This window comes from Catenulispora subtropica, assembly GCF_039531675.1.
In the GTDB taxonomy this organism is placed as follows: domain Bacteria; phylum Actinomycetota; class Actinomycetes; order Streptomycetales; family Catenulisporaceae; genus Catenulispora; species Catenulispora subtropica.
The window spans coordinates 100,110-116,759 of record NZ_BAAAQM010000004.1 but is presented as its reverse complement, the minus strand read 5'-3'; the positions used below and the strand labels follow the sequence as shown (position 1 = coordinate 116,759).

The 16,650-nt window shown below is 68.4% G+C and carries 18 protein-coding genes and 1 pseudogene; 9 read left to right on the top strand and 10 right to left on the bottom strand.

Going from position 1 to position 16,650, the window contains the following annotated elements:
• Positions 1 to 20: 20 nt before the first annotated feature.
• Positions 21 to 1,481 carry a hypothetical protein gene (locus tag ABD466_RS05570; protein ID WP_344655839.1) on the top strand — a complete coding sequence of 487 codons (1,461 nt, stop codon included), beginning with the start codon at positions 21 to 23 and terminating at the stop codon, positions 1,479 to 1,481.
• Between the two features lie 242 nt (positions 1,482 to 1,723).
• Here ABD466_RS05570 and ABD466_RS05565 read toward each other — a convergent pair whose 3' ends face one another.
• From ABD466_RS05565 to ABD466_RS05555, 3 genes are all read right to left on the bottom strand, one after another.
• Positions 1,724 to 2,029, bottom strand: a complete 306-nt coding sequence (locus ABD466_RS05565; RefSeq protein ID WP_344655838.1) for a hypothetical protein — start codon at positions 2,027 to 2,029, stop codon at positions 1,724 to 1,726.
• Between the two features lie 707 nt (positions 2,030 to 2,736).
• Positions 2,737 to 3,417, bottom strand: a complete 681-nt coding sequence (locus ABD466_RS05560; protein WP_344655837.1) for a fumarylacetoacetate hydrolase family protein — start codon at positions 3,415 to 3,417, stop codon at positions 2,737 to 2,739.
• 15 nt (positions 3,418 to 3,432) lie between these two features.
• Positions 3,433 to 3,957 (bottom strand): MarR family winged helix-turn-helix transcriptional regulator, encoded by a 525-nt coding sequence (locus ABD466_RS05555; RefSeq protein WP_344655836.1) that lies wholly within the window; start codon positions 3,955 to 3,957, stop codon positions 3,433 to 3,435.
• 84 nt (positions 3,958 to 4,041) lie between these two features.
• Here ABD466_RS05555 and ABD466_RS05550 point away from each other — a divergent pair, with 84 nt between their 5' ends.
• On the top strand, positions 4,042 to 4,683 hold the full coding sequence (locus ABD466_RS05550; protein ID WP_344655948.1) for an MBL fold metallo-hydrolase: 642 nt from the start codon (positions 4,042 to 4,044) through the stop codon (positions 4,681 to 4,683).
• Positions 4,684 to 4,970: 287 nt separating this feature from the next.
• On the opposite strand, the gene ABD466_RS05545 is transcribed toward ABD466_RS05550, so the two are convergent.
• From ABD466_RS05545 to ABD466_RS05530, 4 genes are all read right to left on the bottom strand, one after another.
• Positions 4,971 to 7,208 carry a hypothetical protein gene (locus tag ABD466_RS05545; RefSeq protein ID WP_344655835.1) on the bottom strand — a complete coding sequence of 746 codons (2,238 nt, stop codon included), beginning with the start codon at positions 7,206 to 7,208 and terminating at the stop codon, positions 4,971 to 4,973.
• Between the two features lie 122 nt (positions 7,209 to 7,330).
• A complete protein-coding gene (locus ABD466_RS05540) occupies positions 7,331 to 7,915 on the bottom strand; it encodes a hypothetical protein (RefSeq protein ID WP_344655834.1) in 585 nt (194 codons plus the stop codon).
• A 163-nt stretch (positions 7,916 to 8,078) separates the two neighbouring features.
• Complete coding sequence (locus ABD466_RS05535; protein WP_344655833.1) at positions 8,079 to 8,501, bottom strand: hypothetical protein; 423 nt, start codon at positions 8,499 to 8,501, stop codon at positions 8,079 to 8,081.
• A 49-nt stretch (positions 8,502 to 8,550) separates the two neighbouring features.
• Positions 8,551 to 8,841, bottom strand: a complete 291-nt coding sequence (locus ABD466_RS05530; protein WP_344655832.1) for a hypothetical protein — start codon at positions 8,839 to 8,841, stop codon at positions 8,551 to 8,553.
• Positions 8,842 to 8,869: 28 nt separating this feature from the next.
• On the opposite strand from ABD466_RS05530, the gene ABD466_RS05525 reads away from it, so the two are divergent.
• Both ABD466_RS05525 and ABD466_RS44375 read left to right on the top strand, forming a co-directional pair.
• Positions 8,870 to 9,250 carry a hypothetical protein gene (locus ABD466_RS05525; protein WP_344655831.1) on the top strand — a complete coding sequence of 127 codons (381 nt, stop codon included), beginning with the start codon at positions 8,870 to 8,872 and terminating at the stop codon, positions 9,248 to 9,250.
• 163 nt (positions 9,251 to 9,413) lie between these two features.
• Complete coding sequence (locus tag ABD466_RS44375) at positions 9,414 to 10,826, top strand: putative Ig domain-containing protein (RefSeq protein WP_425558543.1); 1,413 nt, start codon at positions 9,414 to 9,416, stop codon at positions 10,824 to 10,826.
• 119 nt (positions 10,827 to 10,945) lie between these two features.
• Here the strand turns inward: ABD466_RS44375 and ABD466_RS05515 are convergent, their stop codons facing one another.
• Both ABD466_RS05515 and ABD466_RS05510 read right to left on the bottom strand, forming a co-directional pair.
• The gene (locus ABD466_RS05515; RefSeq protein ID WP_344655830.1) at positions 10,946 to 11,140 is read right to left on the bottom strand and encodes a choice-of-anchor P family protein; all 195 of its coding nucleotides are present in this window, start codon (positions 11,138 to 11,140) and stop codon (positions 10,946 to 10,948) included.
• A 28-nt stretch (positions 11,141 to 11,168) separates the two neighbouring features.
• The gene (locus ABD466_RS05510) at positions 11,169 to 12,056 is read right to left on the bottom strand and encodes a helix-turn-helix transcriptional regulator (protein ID WP_344655829.1); all 888 of its coding nucleotides are present in this window, start codon (positions 12,054 to 12,056) and stop codon (positions 11,169 to 11,171) included.
• 113 nt (positions 12,057 to 12,169) lie between these two features.
• Here ABD466_RS05510 and ABD466_RS05505 point away from each other — a divergent pair, with 113 nt between their 5' ends.
• From ABD466_RS05505 to ABD466_RS05485, 5 genes are all read left to right on the top strand, one after another.
• Positions 12,170 to 12,439: a hypothetical protein gene (locus ABD466_RS05505; protein ID WP_344655828.1), complete on the top strand. Its 270-nt coding sequence runs from the start codon at positions 12,170 to 12,172 to the stop codon at positions 12,437 to 12,439.
• Positions 12,440 to 12,554: 115 nt separating this feature from the next.
• Complete coding sequence (locus tag ABD466_RS05500; protein WP_344655827.1) at positions 12,555 to 12,962, top strand: (R)-mandelonitrile lyase; 408 nt, start codon at positions 12,555 to 12,557, stop codon at positions 12,960 to 12,962.
• Between the two features lie 92 nt (positions 12,963 to 13,054).
• Entirely contained in the window at positions 13,055 to 13,945 is an 891-nt protein-coding gene (locus tag ABD466_RS05495; RefSeq protein WP_344655947.1) for an aldo/keto reductase, read from the top strand.
• 49 nt (positions 13,946 to 13,994) lie between these two features.
• The gene (locus ABD466_RS05490) at positions 13,995 to 15,038 is read left to right on the top strand and encodes a zinc-binding dehydrogenase (protein ID WP_344655826.1); all 1,044 of its coding nucleotides are present in this window, start codon (positions 13,995 to 13,997) and stop codon (positions 15,036 to 15,038) included.
• Positions 15,039 to 15,147: 109 nt separating this feature from the next.
• The gene (locus ABD466_RS05485) at positions 15,148 to 15,987 is read left to right on the top strand and encodes an SDR family oxidoreductase (RefSeq protein ID WP_344655825.1); all 840 of its coding nucleotides are present in this window, start codon (positions 15,148 to 15,150) and stop codon (positions 15,985 to 15,987) included.
• An 88-nt stretch (positions 15,988 to 16,075) separates the two neighbouring features.
• Here ABD466_RS05485 and ABD466_RS05480 read toward each other — a convergent pair.
• A pseudogene (locus ABD466_RS05480) lies at positions 16,076 to 16,598 on the bottom strand (alpha/beta hydrolase); the annotation flags it as partial.
• Positions 16,599 to 16,650: the final 52 nt, after the last annotated feature.

Genomic DNA, 16,650 nt, shown 5'->3' with positions numbered 1-16,650 from the left:
CCGGAACCGAGAGCACCACCATGCCGATCAAGTCCTTCGCCACCAATAACAACCTTCTGACATATGGGCTCAGCAGCGAACCCGACCCGATCGGGGTCAGCCCCGGGGTGGCCACGATCAACATCGTGGTCTCCAACACGACGGGCGCGCCGATCTGGTGCGACGAGATCCGGGTGGAATATCCGATCGGCCCGGACGCGCAGCAGATGACCACAGATGAAGGCACGATCGCCGCTGTCGTCTCCCCGCGGTCCTGGCGGCTCAAGGCCCGCGATCCCGGCCTGATCACCTTCATCCCGACCGAGACCGAACACGCCAAATTCACCACCGACGGGCTGCTTCTGCAGCTGACCGGCATCGCCGTCAACGCGCAAGTCGGCACGTTCATCCTCGGCGTGAGCGAGCGGTCGCACACCGGCACCGATCCGTACACCGCGCACCGCAACGACTACCAGCTCTCGAAGTTCCCGTACGACTGGTTCCTCAGTGACTTCGCGCCTCTGGTCCCACAGGTCCAGGTAGGCCAGCCCGCCGTACTGTCCTGGCAGTCCTCGATCGGAGGCAAGCTGGACATCCTCTACGGCAACCGTCCGCCCGTCGACGTCTCCGCAGGGCCACCCTTCACAAGCGTGCCGTTGGCGGTCGACACAGTCTTCGTGCTCAGGGCCAGCCTCCAGATCGGCGGCGAAACGATCGAGCACTACCTGAGCACTTCAGTCACGGTGGCGAACCCGGCGCTGACCGCTTCGACACTGACAGTCTCCGGCCGGTCCACGCTCAACGGCCTTCTGGAGGTCACCGACGACGCACACGTCACGGGCGCGGTCACCACGACGAGCCTGTCCACATCTGGGGCCGCGACTGTGGGCGGCGCACTGACGGCGGACTCGGTGACCTCCGCGCACGACCTCACTGTGCGCGGAACACTGAACGGCGGCACGGCAGCACTGGACAACCTCACTGTGCGCGGAACACTGAACGGCCCTTCCGGCCGGGTGGCGCTGCTCGCTCCCGGTGCGAAGCTGCTCGATACCCACGATATGATGCAATTCAGCTTCAGTTGTGGTACCGACAGCTACATGCTGGTTCAGGCTAGCAATTCGTTGAATGACCCGGTGGTCGCCATGGCCACCGTCTCGGGAAACCACTTCTATCTCGGGGGCAGCGCGGCCGGGAAGTCGATCACCGTGCCACTCCCGGCAGGCACCGATTTTACTATCAGGTCCTTTTTCCAGTCATCCGTGAGAATTGAAGTCTGGTGTTCCACCATAAGCGGTCACCACGACGGCGAGCAGACCTTTCAGATCCTTTCCAGCGAGGAACTCGCCGAAGCGGTGCCGGTACCGCCAGACTTCACCGCCCTCGCCGACCGGCGTACCGAGGCCGCGACGGTGTTCCTCGACCGGCTGACGGAAGCGCTGGGCGCCAGCCTGCCGGACGATGCGCGGGCCGATCTGACGCGACGCCTGCTTGCGTTGTGAGAAGAGCTCGAATACAAGGAGGGCGAACCGGGCGCGCACCGTGCCGCCGGGCGGTGTTCGCGCCGGCGGCAGGTCAGCCTTGTGCGGACCTCCAGCGAGAGCTTCTTGGCGTGGCTCCAGCTTCACCGTGCGGTCCAGCCACCGTCCAGGGTCAGGGACCGAAGGCATCCGTAGTTCTTTTAACGCCGACGGCGACATTGTCGATCGGTGTCACCCGATCAGCCCATTCAATGCATGCCTCTTCACCGACACGGCAGGCGAGTCCATGGCATGCTGGAACATAGCCTTATATGCGCACCCAGTGCATTCTGGAGGCAAAAAAGCCCGCCAATGATGCCGCGAGCAGAGGTGAGCGACTTGATAAAGGACAGCGAGAACGGCGTCGAGAACGCCCGAACCGTGGCCGGCTTGTTTGCGATCTGCGTGAGTGATGCAGTGATCGGATTGGCTGCCATACTCGGCGTTCTATGGCTGCACGACACGAAAAACACCAGCATCAATGAGATCGTGGGAATTCTCACAAGCGCGTTCACGGCAATCGCGACCATGACTACGGCATATCTGGGCATCAAGTCGATGTCCAATACCGCCAAAGCTGCGACGAGGGGAACGGTAGGGCCCGCCGGGCCGGCAGGACCCCCGGGACCAGCAGGGCCGCCTGGACCGGCGGGGCCTCAGGACCGAGCGGATACGACGTGACCTGAGAGGCTGAACCTGGTTTCGAAACCAGCAGCAGAGCGTTGATCGATTTCTGACCTTGAACGGCAAGCTGAGTCGGAGCCCGCTGCCTGGTCAGCCACGAGCTGGACGTTCCGCCGGCCGCGGAGGCCACCGCCGCGCCGCTGTCGGCCGCTGCCGCGGCGGGTTCCCAGCCGGCCAGTCCGCCGATGACGATCGCCGCGATCTGACCCGCGAGCTGGTCCCCCGCCGCGTTGTACGGGTCGGCGAGTTGCGGGCGGGTCCATGTCCTCGATGAGGCCGATGAAGTCGTCCTCGGGCGTCAGCCCTCGCAGCCGCGCGAGTCATCGCCTCCTTCGGGCCATGTCGCCGCATCAGCGCAGCCGTGATCAAACGGGGGGAGCGTCGGCGCTTGCACGTCGGCGCCGTGCCCGGTTTACGGCTGCCGCGCTGGGCGGCCGCGTGACGGGCCGACCAGCCACGTTCACCTGGCCTCCGAGGCACGTTGGCGCCCGCTGGTGTCTGGGCTCACGCCCCGGGCAGGCCGCCGGCAGCCCTGCCCACTCGCATACAGGGCCTAACAGGCGCTTGAAGGCCTGCTTGCTTCGGTGGCTGCCACGACGGGGTTGGTCAGCGAGCCGACGCCACCGATCCGGACGGTGACGGTGTCCCCCGCCGCCAACGGCCCGGTACCGGCCGGCGTCCCGGTGAGGACGACGTCGCCGGGCTCCAACGTCATGGCCGTGGTGATGTAGGCGAGCAGGTCGCTGACGGAGTAGAGCATGTCCGAGGTCCGTCCGCGCTGCCGGATCTCGCCGTTGACCAGGCACTCCACGACCAGGTCGGCGACGTCCACCGACGATGCGGGGACGACCGGGCCCAGCGGGCAGAAGGTGTCGAAGGATTTGGCGTAGTCCGGCAGCCCCTCGGCGTGCTGGATGTCCCGGGCACTGACGTCGTTGGCGCAGCAGTAGCCGGCGACTCCGGCCAACGCGTCAGCGCCGGTCACTCGTCGCATCCGGCGGCCGATGACGATGCCGAGTTCGGCCTCGTGCTCCACCCGCGCTGATTCCGGCGGTAGCACGATCACCTCGCCGGGGCCGATCACCGAGCTGGGCGCCTTGAAGAAGATCTGAGGTCTGCCGGCGGTCGTGCGGCCGACCTGGGCCGCGTGCGCGGCGTAGTTCAGGCCGATGGCAACGATTTTGCCGGGCCGCTGCGCGGCCGACATGGTGGTCGCTTCGGGTTCGACGGACATTCTCCCCTGCCTTCCCTACCAGGCTCCGGTGATGGGACCGGGACTGGCCTGCGGGGATCGACTGAGGCGGCCGGCGCTGTGGGTGATCCGGTCGATGAGGTCCAGGGCGCGGGCCAGATCCCGCCGCTCGTCCTCGTCCAGCGCTTCATCGACAGCCTCGGCGAGGACTGCGACACGTTTCCGGCGGTCCGCATCGAGGGCCGCTTTTCCGGCGGTTGTCAGGGTGAGGATCTTCTTGCGCGCGTCGGCCGGATCGGTCTCGGCGCCGAGAAGTCCGGCACTGGTCAGCTCCTTGACGGTCACGGCCATCGTCTGGTGCCGCACCTGGCGGCCGGCCGCCAGCTCGGCGGTGGTCATCGGACCGCGCGTGTCCAGCAAGTCCAGCACGGAGGCCGGGACCGGGGCCAGCTGGTCGACCGCGCGCGTGCCACGGACCAACGCGCTGACAGCGGCGCGCAGATGGTCGGCGATTTCCCCGGCGCTAGGCGGGGGCGCGGCGGCGGGTGTACGCATCGGTCGGCTGGCTGACGTGTCGGACATGGCTCCACGTTAGCAGATCTACAGCGTGCACTGTACAGTTCAGTCTGTAGATTGAACCGAGAGGAGTGGACCATGCGGCCCACCATCCAGCTGACCAAGCACGCCCACGCCTGCGTGACCCTGACACGGGACGAGGCCCGGATCGTCATCGACCCGGGCACCTTCACCCCGGACGCCGCCGAGGCGGTTGCCGCGGCCGCGGCGGTGCTCATCACCCACGAGCACTTCGACCACTTCGACGAGGAGCTGATTGCGAAGGCCCTGGAAGCCCGTGCTGAGCTGCGGGTCTACGGGCCCCAGAGCGTGGTCGGGCGCTGGGAGGCGCGGCGCGGGCAGGTCACCGCTGTCGCAGCCGGGGACCGGTTCACGGCCGCGGGTTTCGACGTGGCGGTGTTCGGCGAACTGCACGCCCCCATCCACCGCGCGATCCCGCGGGTGGCGAACGTCGGCTACCTGGTCGACGAGCGTGTCTACCACCCCGGCGACGCGTATCACGTCCCGCCGGCACCGGTCGACACGCTGCTGCTGCCGACCAGCGGGCCGTGGACGAAGGTCGGCGAGGCGGCGGACTTCATGAACGAGGTCGGCCCCCGGAAGGCGATCCAGATCCACGAGGTGATGCTCAGCGAGATCGGGCAGCAGTCGATGACGCGGTTCCTGGGCCCGGACATGCTGACGAAGGTCCCGCTGGAGATCGTTCCGATCGGGGAAACGGCCGACCTCTGAGATCGATGCTCGGCGGCGCCAGCCCTGGGGCGGCCGTGCGCAGCCGGCATCAATCGGAATCGACCTGCCGGGAACGCGCTGGCAGGAACTGCCCAGTTGCTATCCGCCCTGGCAGTCGGTCTACGTCTACGCCACCGCTTGGCGGCGCGCAGGCATCCTCGACCGGTTCGGCAGATCCTCGACGACCCTGCAACCCACTCGGGCTGGTAATCGCCGTTTGCGGCAACGGTGACTGAATGAGGTGGGGCTCCCGTCGGTCCGACGGGAGCCCCACTGGATGTCACCGGTCAGTGGGCCTTGAGCAGCCCCGGTGCGCCGGGGTCGCCGTGAGATTTGCCGTAGACCGGTCCTGTGCTGGACGGGGTTGTTCCGGCGGTCAGCGCCAGGCCGCCGGAGACGGTGTACATGCCTTCGTCGAACGCCTGGCCGTTGGTCGGTGTCTTGCCGACGGCGAAGAGCGCGATGCTCTTGCCGTTGAGCACCGAGCAGGAGATGTAGTCCCCGACCATGCGGCCCTGGCTGGTGTCGGCGATCTGCGCCATGGTCATCGGTCCGGCGACGGTCTGCGCCGTGCTCCAAGTGCTGCCGCCGTCGGCCGAGGAGATGAAGCCGACGGACATCTGGCACGTGGAGGCCGTGCAGTTGGCGTTGGAGTAGAAGTAGTAGTAGAGCCCGATCTTGGCGGTCGTGCCGGAGGTCGACCGGTCCACGCCGATGCCGGGGATGAAGTGGTCGACGCCGGAGGTGGTGGCGTCGATCGGGACCCGGGTGACAGCCGACCAGGTGGTGCCGTTGGTCGAGGTGGAGTAGACGATGTCGTTGGCCGGGCAGCCGGACCGGAACCGGCAGTCCTGCCAGGCCACGTAGACCTTGCCGGAGGCGTCGATCTCCGCCGACGGCAGACCTTCGCCGTCACGCAGGCCGCCGGCCACGGCGTGGGCGTTGACCGTCGCGACCGTCACCGCCGAGCTCCACGACGTGCCGCCGTTGGTGGACATGAACGAGGCGATCGACGAGCCGTTGGTGGAGAAGGGGACGATGACGTTGCCGTTGGGCTGCACGACCGGCTGGCCGCCCAGACCGCTCGGGGAGCCGGACGGGTGTACGTTGGCGCCCCAGGTCAGGCCGCCGTCGGTGGAGGTGGACATGACTTCGGAGTTGCCGGAGGAGGTGATGTCGACCTCGGTGTAGCAGTTCCCGTAGTGCGGGCTGGTGGACGTGTTGTCGCAGACGATCCAGTTCTTGTCGTAGTCCGAGCCGTCGAACCCGGCCGAGTTCACCGGGTTGCCCCAGGTGAGCCCGCCGTCCGTGGAGCGGCTGACCAACACGCCGGGAACGCCGCCCGAGGAGTCGATCGGCAGGGTCGAGATCAGCCAGACGTTGTGCTTGGCGTCGTAGGCCACCGCGGCGTCGGAGACCTGCGAGTACGTCCCGCCGCCGGAGTTCACGGTGATGCCGGGCAGGAACCCGTTGTGCCAGGTGGCGCCGCTGTCGGTGGAGGTCTCCCAGCCGACGTCCGACGAGCCGCCGCCGGAGACCCGGCCGGTCTGGTGCGCGGCGACCACCGTCGTCCCGAACGCGTAGGTGTCCGGTTCGACCTCGGTCGCGTGCTGGGCGTCGGTGTCGGTGAACGGGTCGGTGCTCACCTTGACCAGCGACGGTCCCGTGCCGTTGACCGTCAGCGTGAACGAGGTCGTGTGCGTCGCCGAGGCGCCGGTGCCGGTGACGGTGATCGGGTAGGTGCCGCCCGGCGTGCTGGAGGCGGTCGTGACCGTCATCGTCGAGGACGCGCCGGAGTTGATCGGGTTCGGTGAGAAGGACGCTGCCGCGCCGGAGGGAAGGCCGGAGGCCGACAGGGTCACCGACTGCGCGGATCCCGCGGTGACCGCCGTGGAGATGGTCGAGGTCGCCGACGATCCCGCGTTGACGGAGGCCGAGGACGGGCTGTCGCTGATCGAGAAGTCGTTGGTCGGCACGCCGCCGGACAGGGTGACGTCGTCGTACAGCGTGTACGTCGGGTCACCCGGGTAGTTGTCGTCCTTGTCGGTCAGGGTCAGCGTGTAGTTGTCGTTCGGTGTCAGGGTCTTGGTGACCTGCTTCCAGCCCTGCCCGTTCGTGCAGGTCTTGGCCAGCACCGTCGTCGTGGTGTTGGTGGTGGTGTCCACCAGCGTCGCGGTCGCCCAGTCGTAGGTCACGGTGTCGGTGCAGAACACGTCGTACCAGAACGACAGCGACGGGCTGCTGGCCGGCGCGGTGAACGACTGCGAGATCGACGACGTGTTGCCCGGCGAAGCCGAGCCGACCATCGCGGCGTAGGTCCCCGAGTGCGGACCGGAGGTGGTGACCGATGTGGAACCGCTGGTGGTCCAGCCGGACAGGTTCCCGGCTTCGAACCCGCCGTTGGTGATGGAGGTGGCCGCGGAAGCCGGGGTACCGGCGGCCGCGAGGCCGAGGAACGTCAGCCCGACCGCGGAGACGACCGCGAGCAGTCTGCGCCGCAGCGGGCGGGACGGATGGTGGCGCACGTTGACTCCTGATGCTTGTGCCGGACGGATCCGCGCCCGGCAGAGGGGTCGCACGGGGTTCGTACGTGGTGCGGTGCGAGGGCCGAGGCGTGGTCCGGCCCTCGCACCGGTTCGAGGGGGAATCAGCTCACGACGACGTCGTCGTAGAGCGTGTAGGTGGGGTCACTGCTGTAGTTGTCGTCATGCGACGTCAACGTCAGCGTGTAGCTGTGCCCCGCGGTGAGTGATGAGCTGACCTGGGTCCAGCCGGAGCTGGAGACACAGGTCTTGGCGAGCACCGTGGCGGTGGTGCCCGCGGTGTTGTCGGTCAACGTGGCCGTGGCCCAGTCGTAGGTCAGGGTGTCCGGGCAGGTCAGGTTGTACCAGAACGACAGCGTTCCGCCGCCGCCGGCTGTGAAGGTCTGGGCGATCGAGGAGTCGCCGTTGGTCGGCGACGTCGAGCCCACGTGGTCGCCGAAGTTGCGGTACGCCAGCCGGTACATGATCCGGTCGGACAGCGAGTCAAGCTGCTGCGTGGGCGACAGGTCGTGGTAGACCGCGGGACCCGAGTCAGGGGACTGGTGTTTCTTGGTCGGCGGCGCCGCCGCCGCGGCGACGTGAGCGGTGGTGGCAGCAGACGCGCTGGTCGCCGCAGCTGCACCCGGGAGCAAGGCGGCGGCGAGGACCACTGCCGCGCCTATGCCCCACCTCTGACGAAGGTGAGACATGAAGTACACCCTTCACACGGCCAGGCCGAAACCTGGCGACCAAGAGGTGCGGGGATGTGCGAAGGGGATCGTTGCGCCCGAACGAGCGGTCAGCAAGACCGGTTCAACCGTATTGTGAATTTTTACCAAACGTTTACTAATAGATACCCTGAGTTACTGTCGATCATTGACACAGACTTCTGATGAGTTCCGCCCGTGAGACCCAAGCGTCGACCTGGACGGTCATCGTCCAGCGCCGAGCAGGCGGCCCGAACCGGTCGCCCTGGAACTGCGTCGTCGCCACCAGCACCGTCTGCCCGGCATGGAGGGCGACGCCGGTGAACCGCGCTACGCCCTCACCGTCGACCCCACCATCGAGGCCCAGCACGTCCGGATCAGACGAGTCGATGCCGGACCAGCGGTAGCCGCCGGCCGGGTACAGCTCGATACGCAGCGCCGTCCCCTGTGCCGCTCGCACAGACACTTCCCAGGGATCACCGGGCCGATGTACGAATGTCGTTACCTCCGGCGGCTCCGGTACGGACATCAGCGCATCCCTGAAATCGAGGATCAAATCGACGCTCACCGTGTCCAACGACGACGTCACGCTGAGCTGAAACGTCCGCCGCAGACCTTTGAGGCTGTGAGGCAGTGGATCAGGACACGATCGTCAGGGTCAAGGTCCACTGCCTGGACGGCGGTCCGTGCGGATCCGGATTATAGGTACTGGCGCTGGTCAACGTGACAGTGCCGGGCCGCAGCAGCGTGACGTGATCATGACGGGTGCCGGGCGGCGTGACGACGTCGGTGACGGTGGCCACCGACGAGTCGGAGACGCTCGGCACCTCCCACGTGACACCGCGCAGTGCGAGCAGCTCGACGTTCATCGAAGTGCCCATGTGCACGCAGGCACTGCGCACCGGATTGTCCGTGGCGGGGTAGACCACGCTGAACGTCCCGGAAAAACAAGTACCCGTGCTGGTCGTCGCCGGAAGGCTCGGCACCGCCGTCGGACCGGTCGACCTCGGCGGTGACGGCCGCGAAACGGTCGGCGCGGCCGACGACGAGGTCGACGTGGCGCCCGCCGCGTTGCCGGCTGTCGCGGTCGACGGCGCAGCGGTCAGCTCCGACGACGCGGCGGTCGACCCACTGTCGGATGTTGAGCTCGAGACCTCCGAAATCGGAGTGGGCGAAGAGGAGGCCGCTGCGGGCGACGCCGAGTGTTTCGGCGAAGAACACCCGGCGAGAAGACCGATCGCGACGACCGCCACACCGACCGTTGCGCGTCTTACGGCACTGGCTTTCATACTCGGGCTCCCAATGGACGGCGGTGCACTACGACTCTCTTGGACGTGACCGGGCCCGCAACGGTTCCGCAGCTCCTTCGTGGTGTTCACGATCTGCCAACAGGATCTGCGATGTTCATCGACCTTCACCTTTCCCCGCGACCTGAGGGTCGCGACACTGCGCCTTAGGGCCTGGGACAGGCCCGGAGACGACGAGGAGCCGGGAGGCCATCGTGCGGATTTCCAGACCCCGAATCTGGTTGGCGACCACCCTGATCGCGACCCTCGCGGCGATGTCCGGCGGCGCGGTCGCCGGCGCCGCTCTGCGGCACGGACCGCATCCGGACGCCGAAGAGGTCGAGGAGGTCGTTCACAACGCCAACTCCCTGACCACCAGCTGCGGTGTCGAGCGGTGGTCGGTCAAGACCGGTACCGACGCCGACAAGAGCCTGGTGAACCTGTCATCGGTGACGTCGACGACCATCGCCTCGCTGACGTCCCTGACCGCCCCGGCCACGCTGCCGGCGAACAACCGGATCCAGCCCACGGAGACCACGGTGTTCCGGGTCCAGGCCACGCTCACCGAGTTCAAGCTGGAAGCCGACTCCGACTACCACCTGGTGCTGTCCGACGGCTCCGGCCACACGATGATCGCCGAGATCCCGGACCCCGCCTGCGTCGGCACCGGCAGCGTCCTGACGTCGCAGATCACGAACTCCCGCAGCGAGTTCGACGCCGAGTACACGCCGACCGGCACCTTCCACGTCGTGAACGTTCCGGTCACCGTCACCGGGGTGGGCTTCTTCGACTTCCTCCACGGGCAGACCGGCGTGGCCCCCAACGGCATCGAGCTGCACGCCGTCACGGACATCACGTTCGGCGGCGGATCCGGCGGCAGCGTCAGCGTGACCAACCCCGGCAGCCAGACCGGCACGGTCGGCACCGCGGTGTCGCTGCAGATCGCCGCCAACGACAGCGCGGGCGGGACGTTGTCCTACACGGCCTCCGGGCTACCCGCCGGACTGTCGATCAGCTCCACGACCGGGCGCATCTCCGGTACGCCGACCGCGTCCGGGACGTCCAGCGTGACCGTGACCGCGACCGACTCCACCGGGCCGTCCGGCAGCGCGAGCTTCACCTGGACCGTCAACCCCGGCACCGGTGGTTGCACCGCGGCGCAGCTGTTCGGCAACCCCGGCTTCGAGACCGGGACCGCCGCCCCCTGGACCGCCTCGACCGGCATCATCAACAGCGACTCGGCTTCGGAACCGCCGCACTCCGGCAGCTGGGACACCTGGCTCGACGGCTACGGAAGCGCCCACACCGACACCCTGGCCCAGACCATCACTCTCCCCAGCGGCTGCACCACCTACCAGCTGAGCTTCTGGCTGCACACCGACACCGCGGAGACCACGACCAGCACGGCCTACGACACGCTGGCCGTGCAGGTCCTCAACAGCTCGGGCACCGTCCTCGCCACGCTGCACACGTACTCCAACCTCGACCACAACACCGGCTACACGCAGCGCAACTTCGACCTGTCCGCCTACGCGGGGCAGAGCGTGACCGTGAAGTTCACCGGCACTGAGGACTACACCGCGCAGACGTCGTTCGTCATCGACGACACCGCGGTCAACGTCAGCTGACCGCCGTCCACGCCGCGGCTCACTGACCGCTGAAGCCGGCCCGGCACCGCCGCTGCGAGCGCGGTGCCGGGCCGGCGGACGGCGGTGTCATGCAATCGTCATGCTCCCCCCTTCGCCGCCTAAGGGCAGTTGTGCGCGTCGCTGGTCGCCGAGGCGACGACGACCGTCCCGTCGAGCACCTGCAGGTGCAGAGCGTTGACCGTGAGGCCGCGGTCGGCCCCGGGCACCGGCAGCTGTTCGTTGAGGATCAGCTTGGCCAGGCCGCCGAGATCGATGCCGGTGTTCGGGCCGACGTTCGTGTTGGCGATCGGCACTGCCGGCACCCGTCGCCAAGCCGCCCGGTCAGTGGTGGGCGAGTTCACCGGCCTGTTCGGCGGTGGCGGCCCAGCTGGCCAGGAGTCTAAGGCTGTCGGCGGCGGGGGTTTCGGCGGGTGCGGTGTAGACGAGCAGGGTCAGTCCGGGATGGGCCGGGAACTCCATGGCCTCGAAGTTCAGGTCGAGGGCGCCGACGACCGGGTGGTGGAGCCGCTTGTGTCCGGTGCGGTGGAAGCGGACGTTGTGCGCGGCCCAGCGGGTGCGGAAGTCCTCGCTGCGGGTGGACAGCTCGCCGATGAGTTCGATGAGCTGCTTGTCGTGGGGGTTGCGGCCGGCCTCGGAGCGGAGCATGGCGGCGATGTCGTCGGCGGCGCGTTCCCAGTCGGTGAAGAAATCCTGGGAGGCGGGGTCGAGGTAGACGAAGCGGGCGTTGTTGGCCGGGCGGCGGGGGTCGGCCAGGACCGGAGCGTACAGGGCGCGGGCCAGACGGTTGGCGGCGAGCATGTCGTGGCGGGCGTTGCGGACCCAGGCCGGGGCGTCGGTGATGGCGTCCAGGACCTGCTGCACGCTGTCGGTGACGCCGGAGCTCTTCGGCTGCCGCCGCCTGGCCAGCGCCGGCCCGGCGGCACGGGCCAGGTCGAACAGGTGGGCGCGTTCGGCCTCGTCCAGTTGGAGTGCGGTGGCGATGCCGTCCAGGACTGCCTCGGAGGCGCCGGCGAGGTTGCCGCGCTCCATGCGGACGTAGTAGTCGATGCTCACCCCGGCCAGCAGCGCGACCTCCTCCCGGCGCAGGCCTTTGACGCGGCGGTTGCCGCCTCCGTAGGCGGGCAGGCCGGCCTGTTCGGGGGTGATGCGCTCACGCCGGGAGGCGAGGAACTCCCGGACCTGGGCTCGGTTGTCCGCTCGGATGTCCATGGAATCCAGGGTAGGCGCGGATCGAGGCTGGGCGGTGGTCCGAGGGAGGTACTGCTGTTACCTGGAAGAGCAGTCACTGCCCGCCCGCGGCGAAAGCGCGTTGACTCGACGTCATGCCCACAACGACCGTCACCGTCCCGAGCCGGCCGACCGCCGGCACGCCGACGCCGACTGTGTCGGCCGTGCCGTCCGCAACGGGTGCCGCCCGTCACACCCGGGCGATCCCGGCGATCGTCCTGGTCAGCTACTTCATGATCCTGCTGGACGACTCGATCATCTTCACCGCGCTGCCGAAGCTCCACACGGCGATGCGGTATTCAACGACCTGGCTGGCGTGGGTGCAGGACTGCTCACGCTGTGCCTGGTCGTCACGCTCGCGCTGATCGTGCCCGCCGAGGTCGCGGCCCGGCATGCTCCGGGGGATCCTGCAACCACCGGCATCCGCCGCTGACCGCTGACCACCCACGACAAGAACACATCGACGAAAGAAGTCATGTCATGCAGAAGTTGACCGCACCGGCCACGGCGAAGGGGCCGTCCGAGATCTTCACCGGCGACGTCTGGTTCGACCAGATCTACCGGGGTGAGGAGCCCTCGCGCGCGCGGGTGAACGCCGTGCGATTCGCGCCGTGCGCGCGCACGAACTGGCACGTCCACGCCGTCGGGCAGACGCTGCACGTCACCGAGGGCGTAGGGATCGTCGCGAGCCGGGACGGCGAGGTGATCGTGATGCGTCCCGGTGACACCGTCCGCACCCCGCCCGGCCAGTGGCACTGGCACGGCGCGACCGCCGACCGGTTCATGGTCCACCTGGCGATCTGGGATGGCACCGGCGACCCGGGCGCCGAGGAGACGACATGGGGCGAGGCAGTCACCGACGAGGAGTACAGGAGCGCACAGCGATGACGGATCCGCAGCAGACCCCCGCCCAGCACGCGATCGGGGACTCGCCCCCAAGCTGGTCGAACTCACCGACGACGTCCTGTTCGGCACGACCCATGTCCAACAGCTTCCCCGACCTCACCCTCAACAACGGCGTCCGGATGCCGGCCCTGGGGTTCGGGGTGTTCCAGACCCCGCCGGACCAGACCGCCGAGGTTGTCCAAACCGCCCTGAGCACCGGATACCGGCTCATCGACACCGCGGCGGCCTACCTGAACGAGCGCGGCGTCGGCGACGCCATCGCCCGCTCGGGTCTGGGCCGATCCGAGGTGTTCGTCGAGACCAAGATCTGGATCTCGGACTACGGCTACGACGCCGCCCTGCACGCCTTCGACAAAAGCGCCGGCAAGCTCGGCGTCGAGCAGATCGACCTGCTCCTGTTGCACCAGCCGCTGCCGGCCCGCTTCGACCTCACCCGTGAGGCCTACCGGGCGCTGGAGACGCTGCTGGCCGACGGCCGGGTCCGTGCCATCGGCGTCAGCAACTTCATGCCCCAGCACCTCAAGGACCTCATGGAAACGGCGAGCGTCGTGCCCGCGGTGAACCAGATCGAGGTCCACCCGTTCTTCAGCCAACCCCAGGTCCTGGCCGCCGACGCCGAGTACGGGATCGTCTCTCAGGCGTGGTCGCCGATCGGCGGCATCACCTCCTACCGCGGGACCCACGCGACCAGCACCTTCACCGATCCGGCCCTCGTGGCGATCGGACAGGCGCACGGCAAGACCCCGGCCCAGGTCATGCTGCGCTGGCACCTTCAGCAAGGCCGATCGGCGATCCCCAAGTCGACCCGGCCCGAGCGCATCGCCGAGAACTTCGACGTGTTCGACTTCCAGCTCGACACCGCCGAATTGGCCGCGATCGACGCTCTGGACCGCGGAGTCCGCGGCGGCCCCGAGCCTGAGGCGATCACCCTCGAAGCCTTCGGCCGGGAGATTCCCGAGGCCTGAGCCGCCGCCCGTCACCAACACGCCCCCACAGAACGAGGAACACACACCCATGCGTGCCACCTACATGTACGGCGCCGGCGACGTCCGCGTCATCGACGTGCCCGACGCCACGATCAAGCATCCGACCGACGCGCTCGTGCGCGTCGTCCGCTCCTGCGTCTGCGGCTCGGACCTGCATCCCTACCACTCCATGCCGACCACCCCCGAGGGCTCGTCGATGGGGCACGAGTTCCTCGGCGTCGTCGAGGACATCGGCAGCGACGTCACGACCATCAAGAGGGGCGACCTGGTGATCGCCCCGTTCGCCTGGTCCGACGGCACCTGCGACTTCTGCCGCGAGGGTCTGCAGACCTCATGCCGCCACGGCGGATTCTGGAACTCCGGCGACGTGCGCGGCGGCCAGGCCGAAGCCGTGCGTGTGCCGCTGGCCGACGGCACCTTGGTGGCGGTGCCGGCATCCGTGGGTGAGGACTCGCCGCTGTTGCCCTCCTTGCTGACGTTGTCCGACGTCTACGGCACCGGCTACCACGCCGCCGTCAAGGCCGACATCACCCCGCGCACCACCGTCACCGTCATCGGCGACGGCGCCGTCGGACTCCTGGCCGTGCTGTCTGCCAGACGCCTCGGTGCCGAGCAGATCATTCTCATGGGCCGCCACACCGACCGTACCGCCCTCGGCCGCGAATTCGGTGCCACCGACGTCGTCGCCGAGCGCGGAGCCGACGGAATCGCCAAGGTCAAGGAACTCACCGGCGGCGACGGAACGCATGCCGTCATCGAAGCCGTCGGCCACATGCCCGCCTACGAACAGGCCGTCGGAGTCGTCCGGGCCGGCGGCGTCATCAGTCGCGTCGGCGTCCCGCAGTACGAGCAAGCACCGGTCGGCTTCGACAGCCTGTTCGGGCCCAACATCACCCTCACCGGCGGACCTGCCCCCGCTCGTGCCTACATCCCCGTCCTGCTCCCGGACGTGCTGGACGGCACGGTCGAACCCGGAAAGGTGTTCGACCGCGAGATGCCTCTGGAGGAGATCGCAGACGGATACAAGGCGATGGACGAACGCAGAGCCCTGAAGGTCCTGATCAAGCCGTGACGCAGATGCCCGAATCGCCAGCAGCCGCTGCAGCCGTCCAACTCCGCCTCCACCGCACGCCTGCGGACGCGGCACCAACTCCGACACCGCAACCGATAGAGATCTGACCATGAGCACGGAAACGAAAGAGATCGTCGTCGTCATCGGCCCCGGCAGCATCGGTCAGGCAATCGCCCGCCGCGTCGGCTCCGGCCGCACCCTGCTGCTCGCCGCCCACAACGAGCAGGCGACCGAAGCCGCCGCCGAACAGCTGCGCGGCGACGGGTTCGACGTCGACGTCCACGCCACCGACATCTCCGACCACGACGCCGTGCAGTCCTTGGCCGATACCGCCGCAGCGATGGGTCCGGTCACACAGATGATCCACGCGGCCGGAGTCTCCCCGACCCAGGCCAGCACCGAACAGGTCCTACACGTCGACCTGCTCGGAACGGCGCACATCCTCGACGCGTTCGCCCAGATCATCGCGCGAGGCGGCGCCGGCATCGTGGTCGCCAGCATGGCCGGGCACCGGGAGAGCCCCTACGACCGCGACGTCGAGCGGGCACTGGCGACCACACCGACCGCCGAGCTGCTCGCACTGCCGTTCCTGGACCCCGAGAAGATCGGCTCCTCCGTCCACGCCTACGCGCTGGCCAAGCGAGCCAACTCACTGCGGGTGCAGACCTCCGCCGCCGCGTGGGGCAGGCGCGGGGCCCGCGTCAACGCCATCAGCCCCGGCGTCGTCATCACCCCGCTGGCCCTGGACGAACTGGCCGGGCCACGCAAAGAGTGGTTCGAGCACATGCGCGAAGTGTGCGCGGCTAAGCGGTTCGCCACACCCGACGAAGTCGGCGACGTCGCAGCCTTCCTCCTGGGCCGACAGGCCGGCTTCATCACCGGCGCGGACCTCCTGATGGACGGCGGCGTCACCGCAGCACTCCGTACCGGCGAGCTGACCATGGGATGAGTGAACCCTGATCCCGCTGGCGCGGCGCCACGGCGTTGGCCGGCGGGCCTGGCACGCCGAGTCGCATCGCAGTGGCCGCCATCCACGGCTACACCACCATGTTGCTGATCGCGGTTTCCGCGGCGTGGGTGCCGCGCAGTGCGTTGAGCATCACGAAATCGTGGATGACGGCCTGGCAGCGAACCGCGGTGACCGGCACGCCGGCGGCGCGCAGTCTGGCGGCGTAGGCCTCGCCCTCGTCCCGCAGCACGTCGGCCTCGCCGGTGATCACCAGCGCCGGGGGCAGGCCCGCCAACTGCTCCAGGCTGGCCCGCAGGGGGGCTGGCGGTGATCTCGTAGCGCTGGGCTTCGTCGGCTGTGTACTGGTCCCAGAACCACTGCATCGCGTCCCTGCGGAGGAAGTAGCCCTCGGCGAACTGGTGATAGGAGTCGGTGTCGAAGGAGGCGTCGGTGACCGGGTAGAACAGCACCTGCGCCCGCAGCGGCACGTCGGCGCGCTCCTTGGCCATCAGGGTCAACGCGGCGGTCATGTTGCCGCCGACGCTGTCGCCGGCCACGGCCAGGCGCCCGGCGTCCAGGCCCTTGGAGGCGCCGTCGGTGACGATCCAGCGGCCGGCAACCCGACCCCGCAGACCCGGGGAATGGTGGTCGGGACGGCGCGTC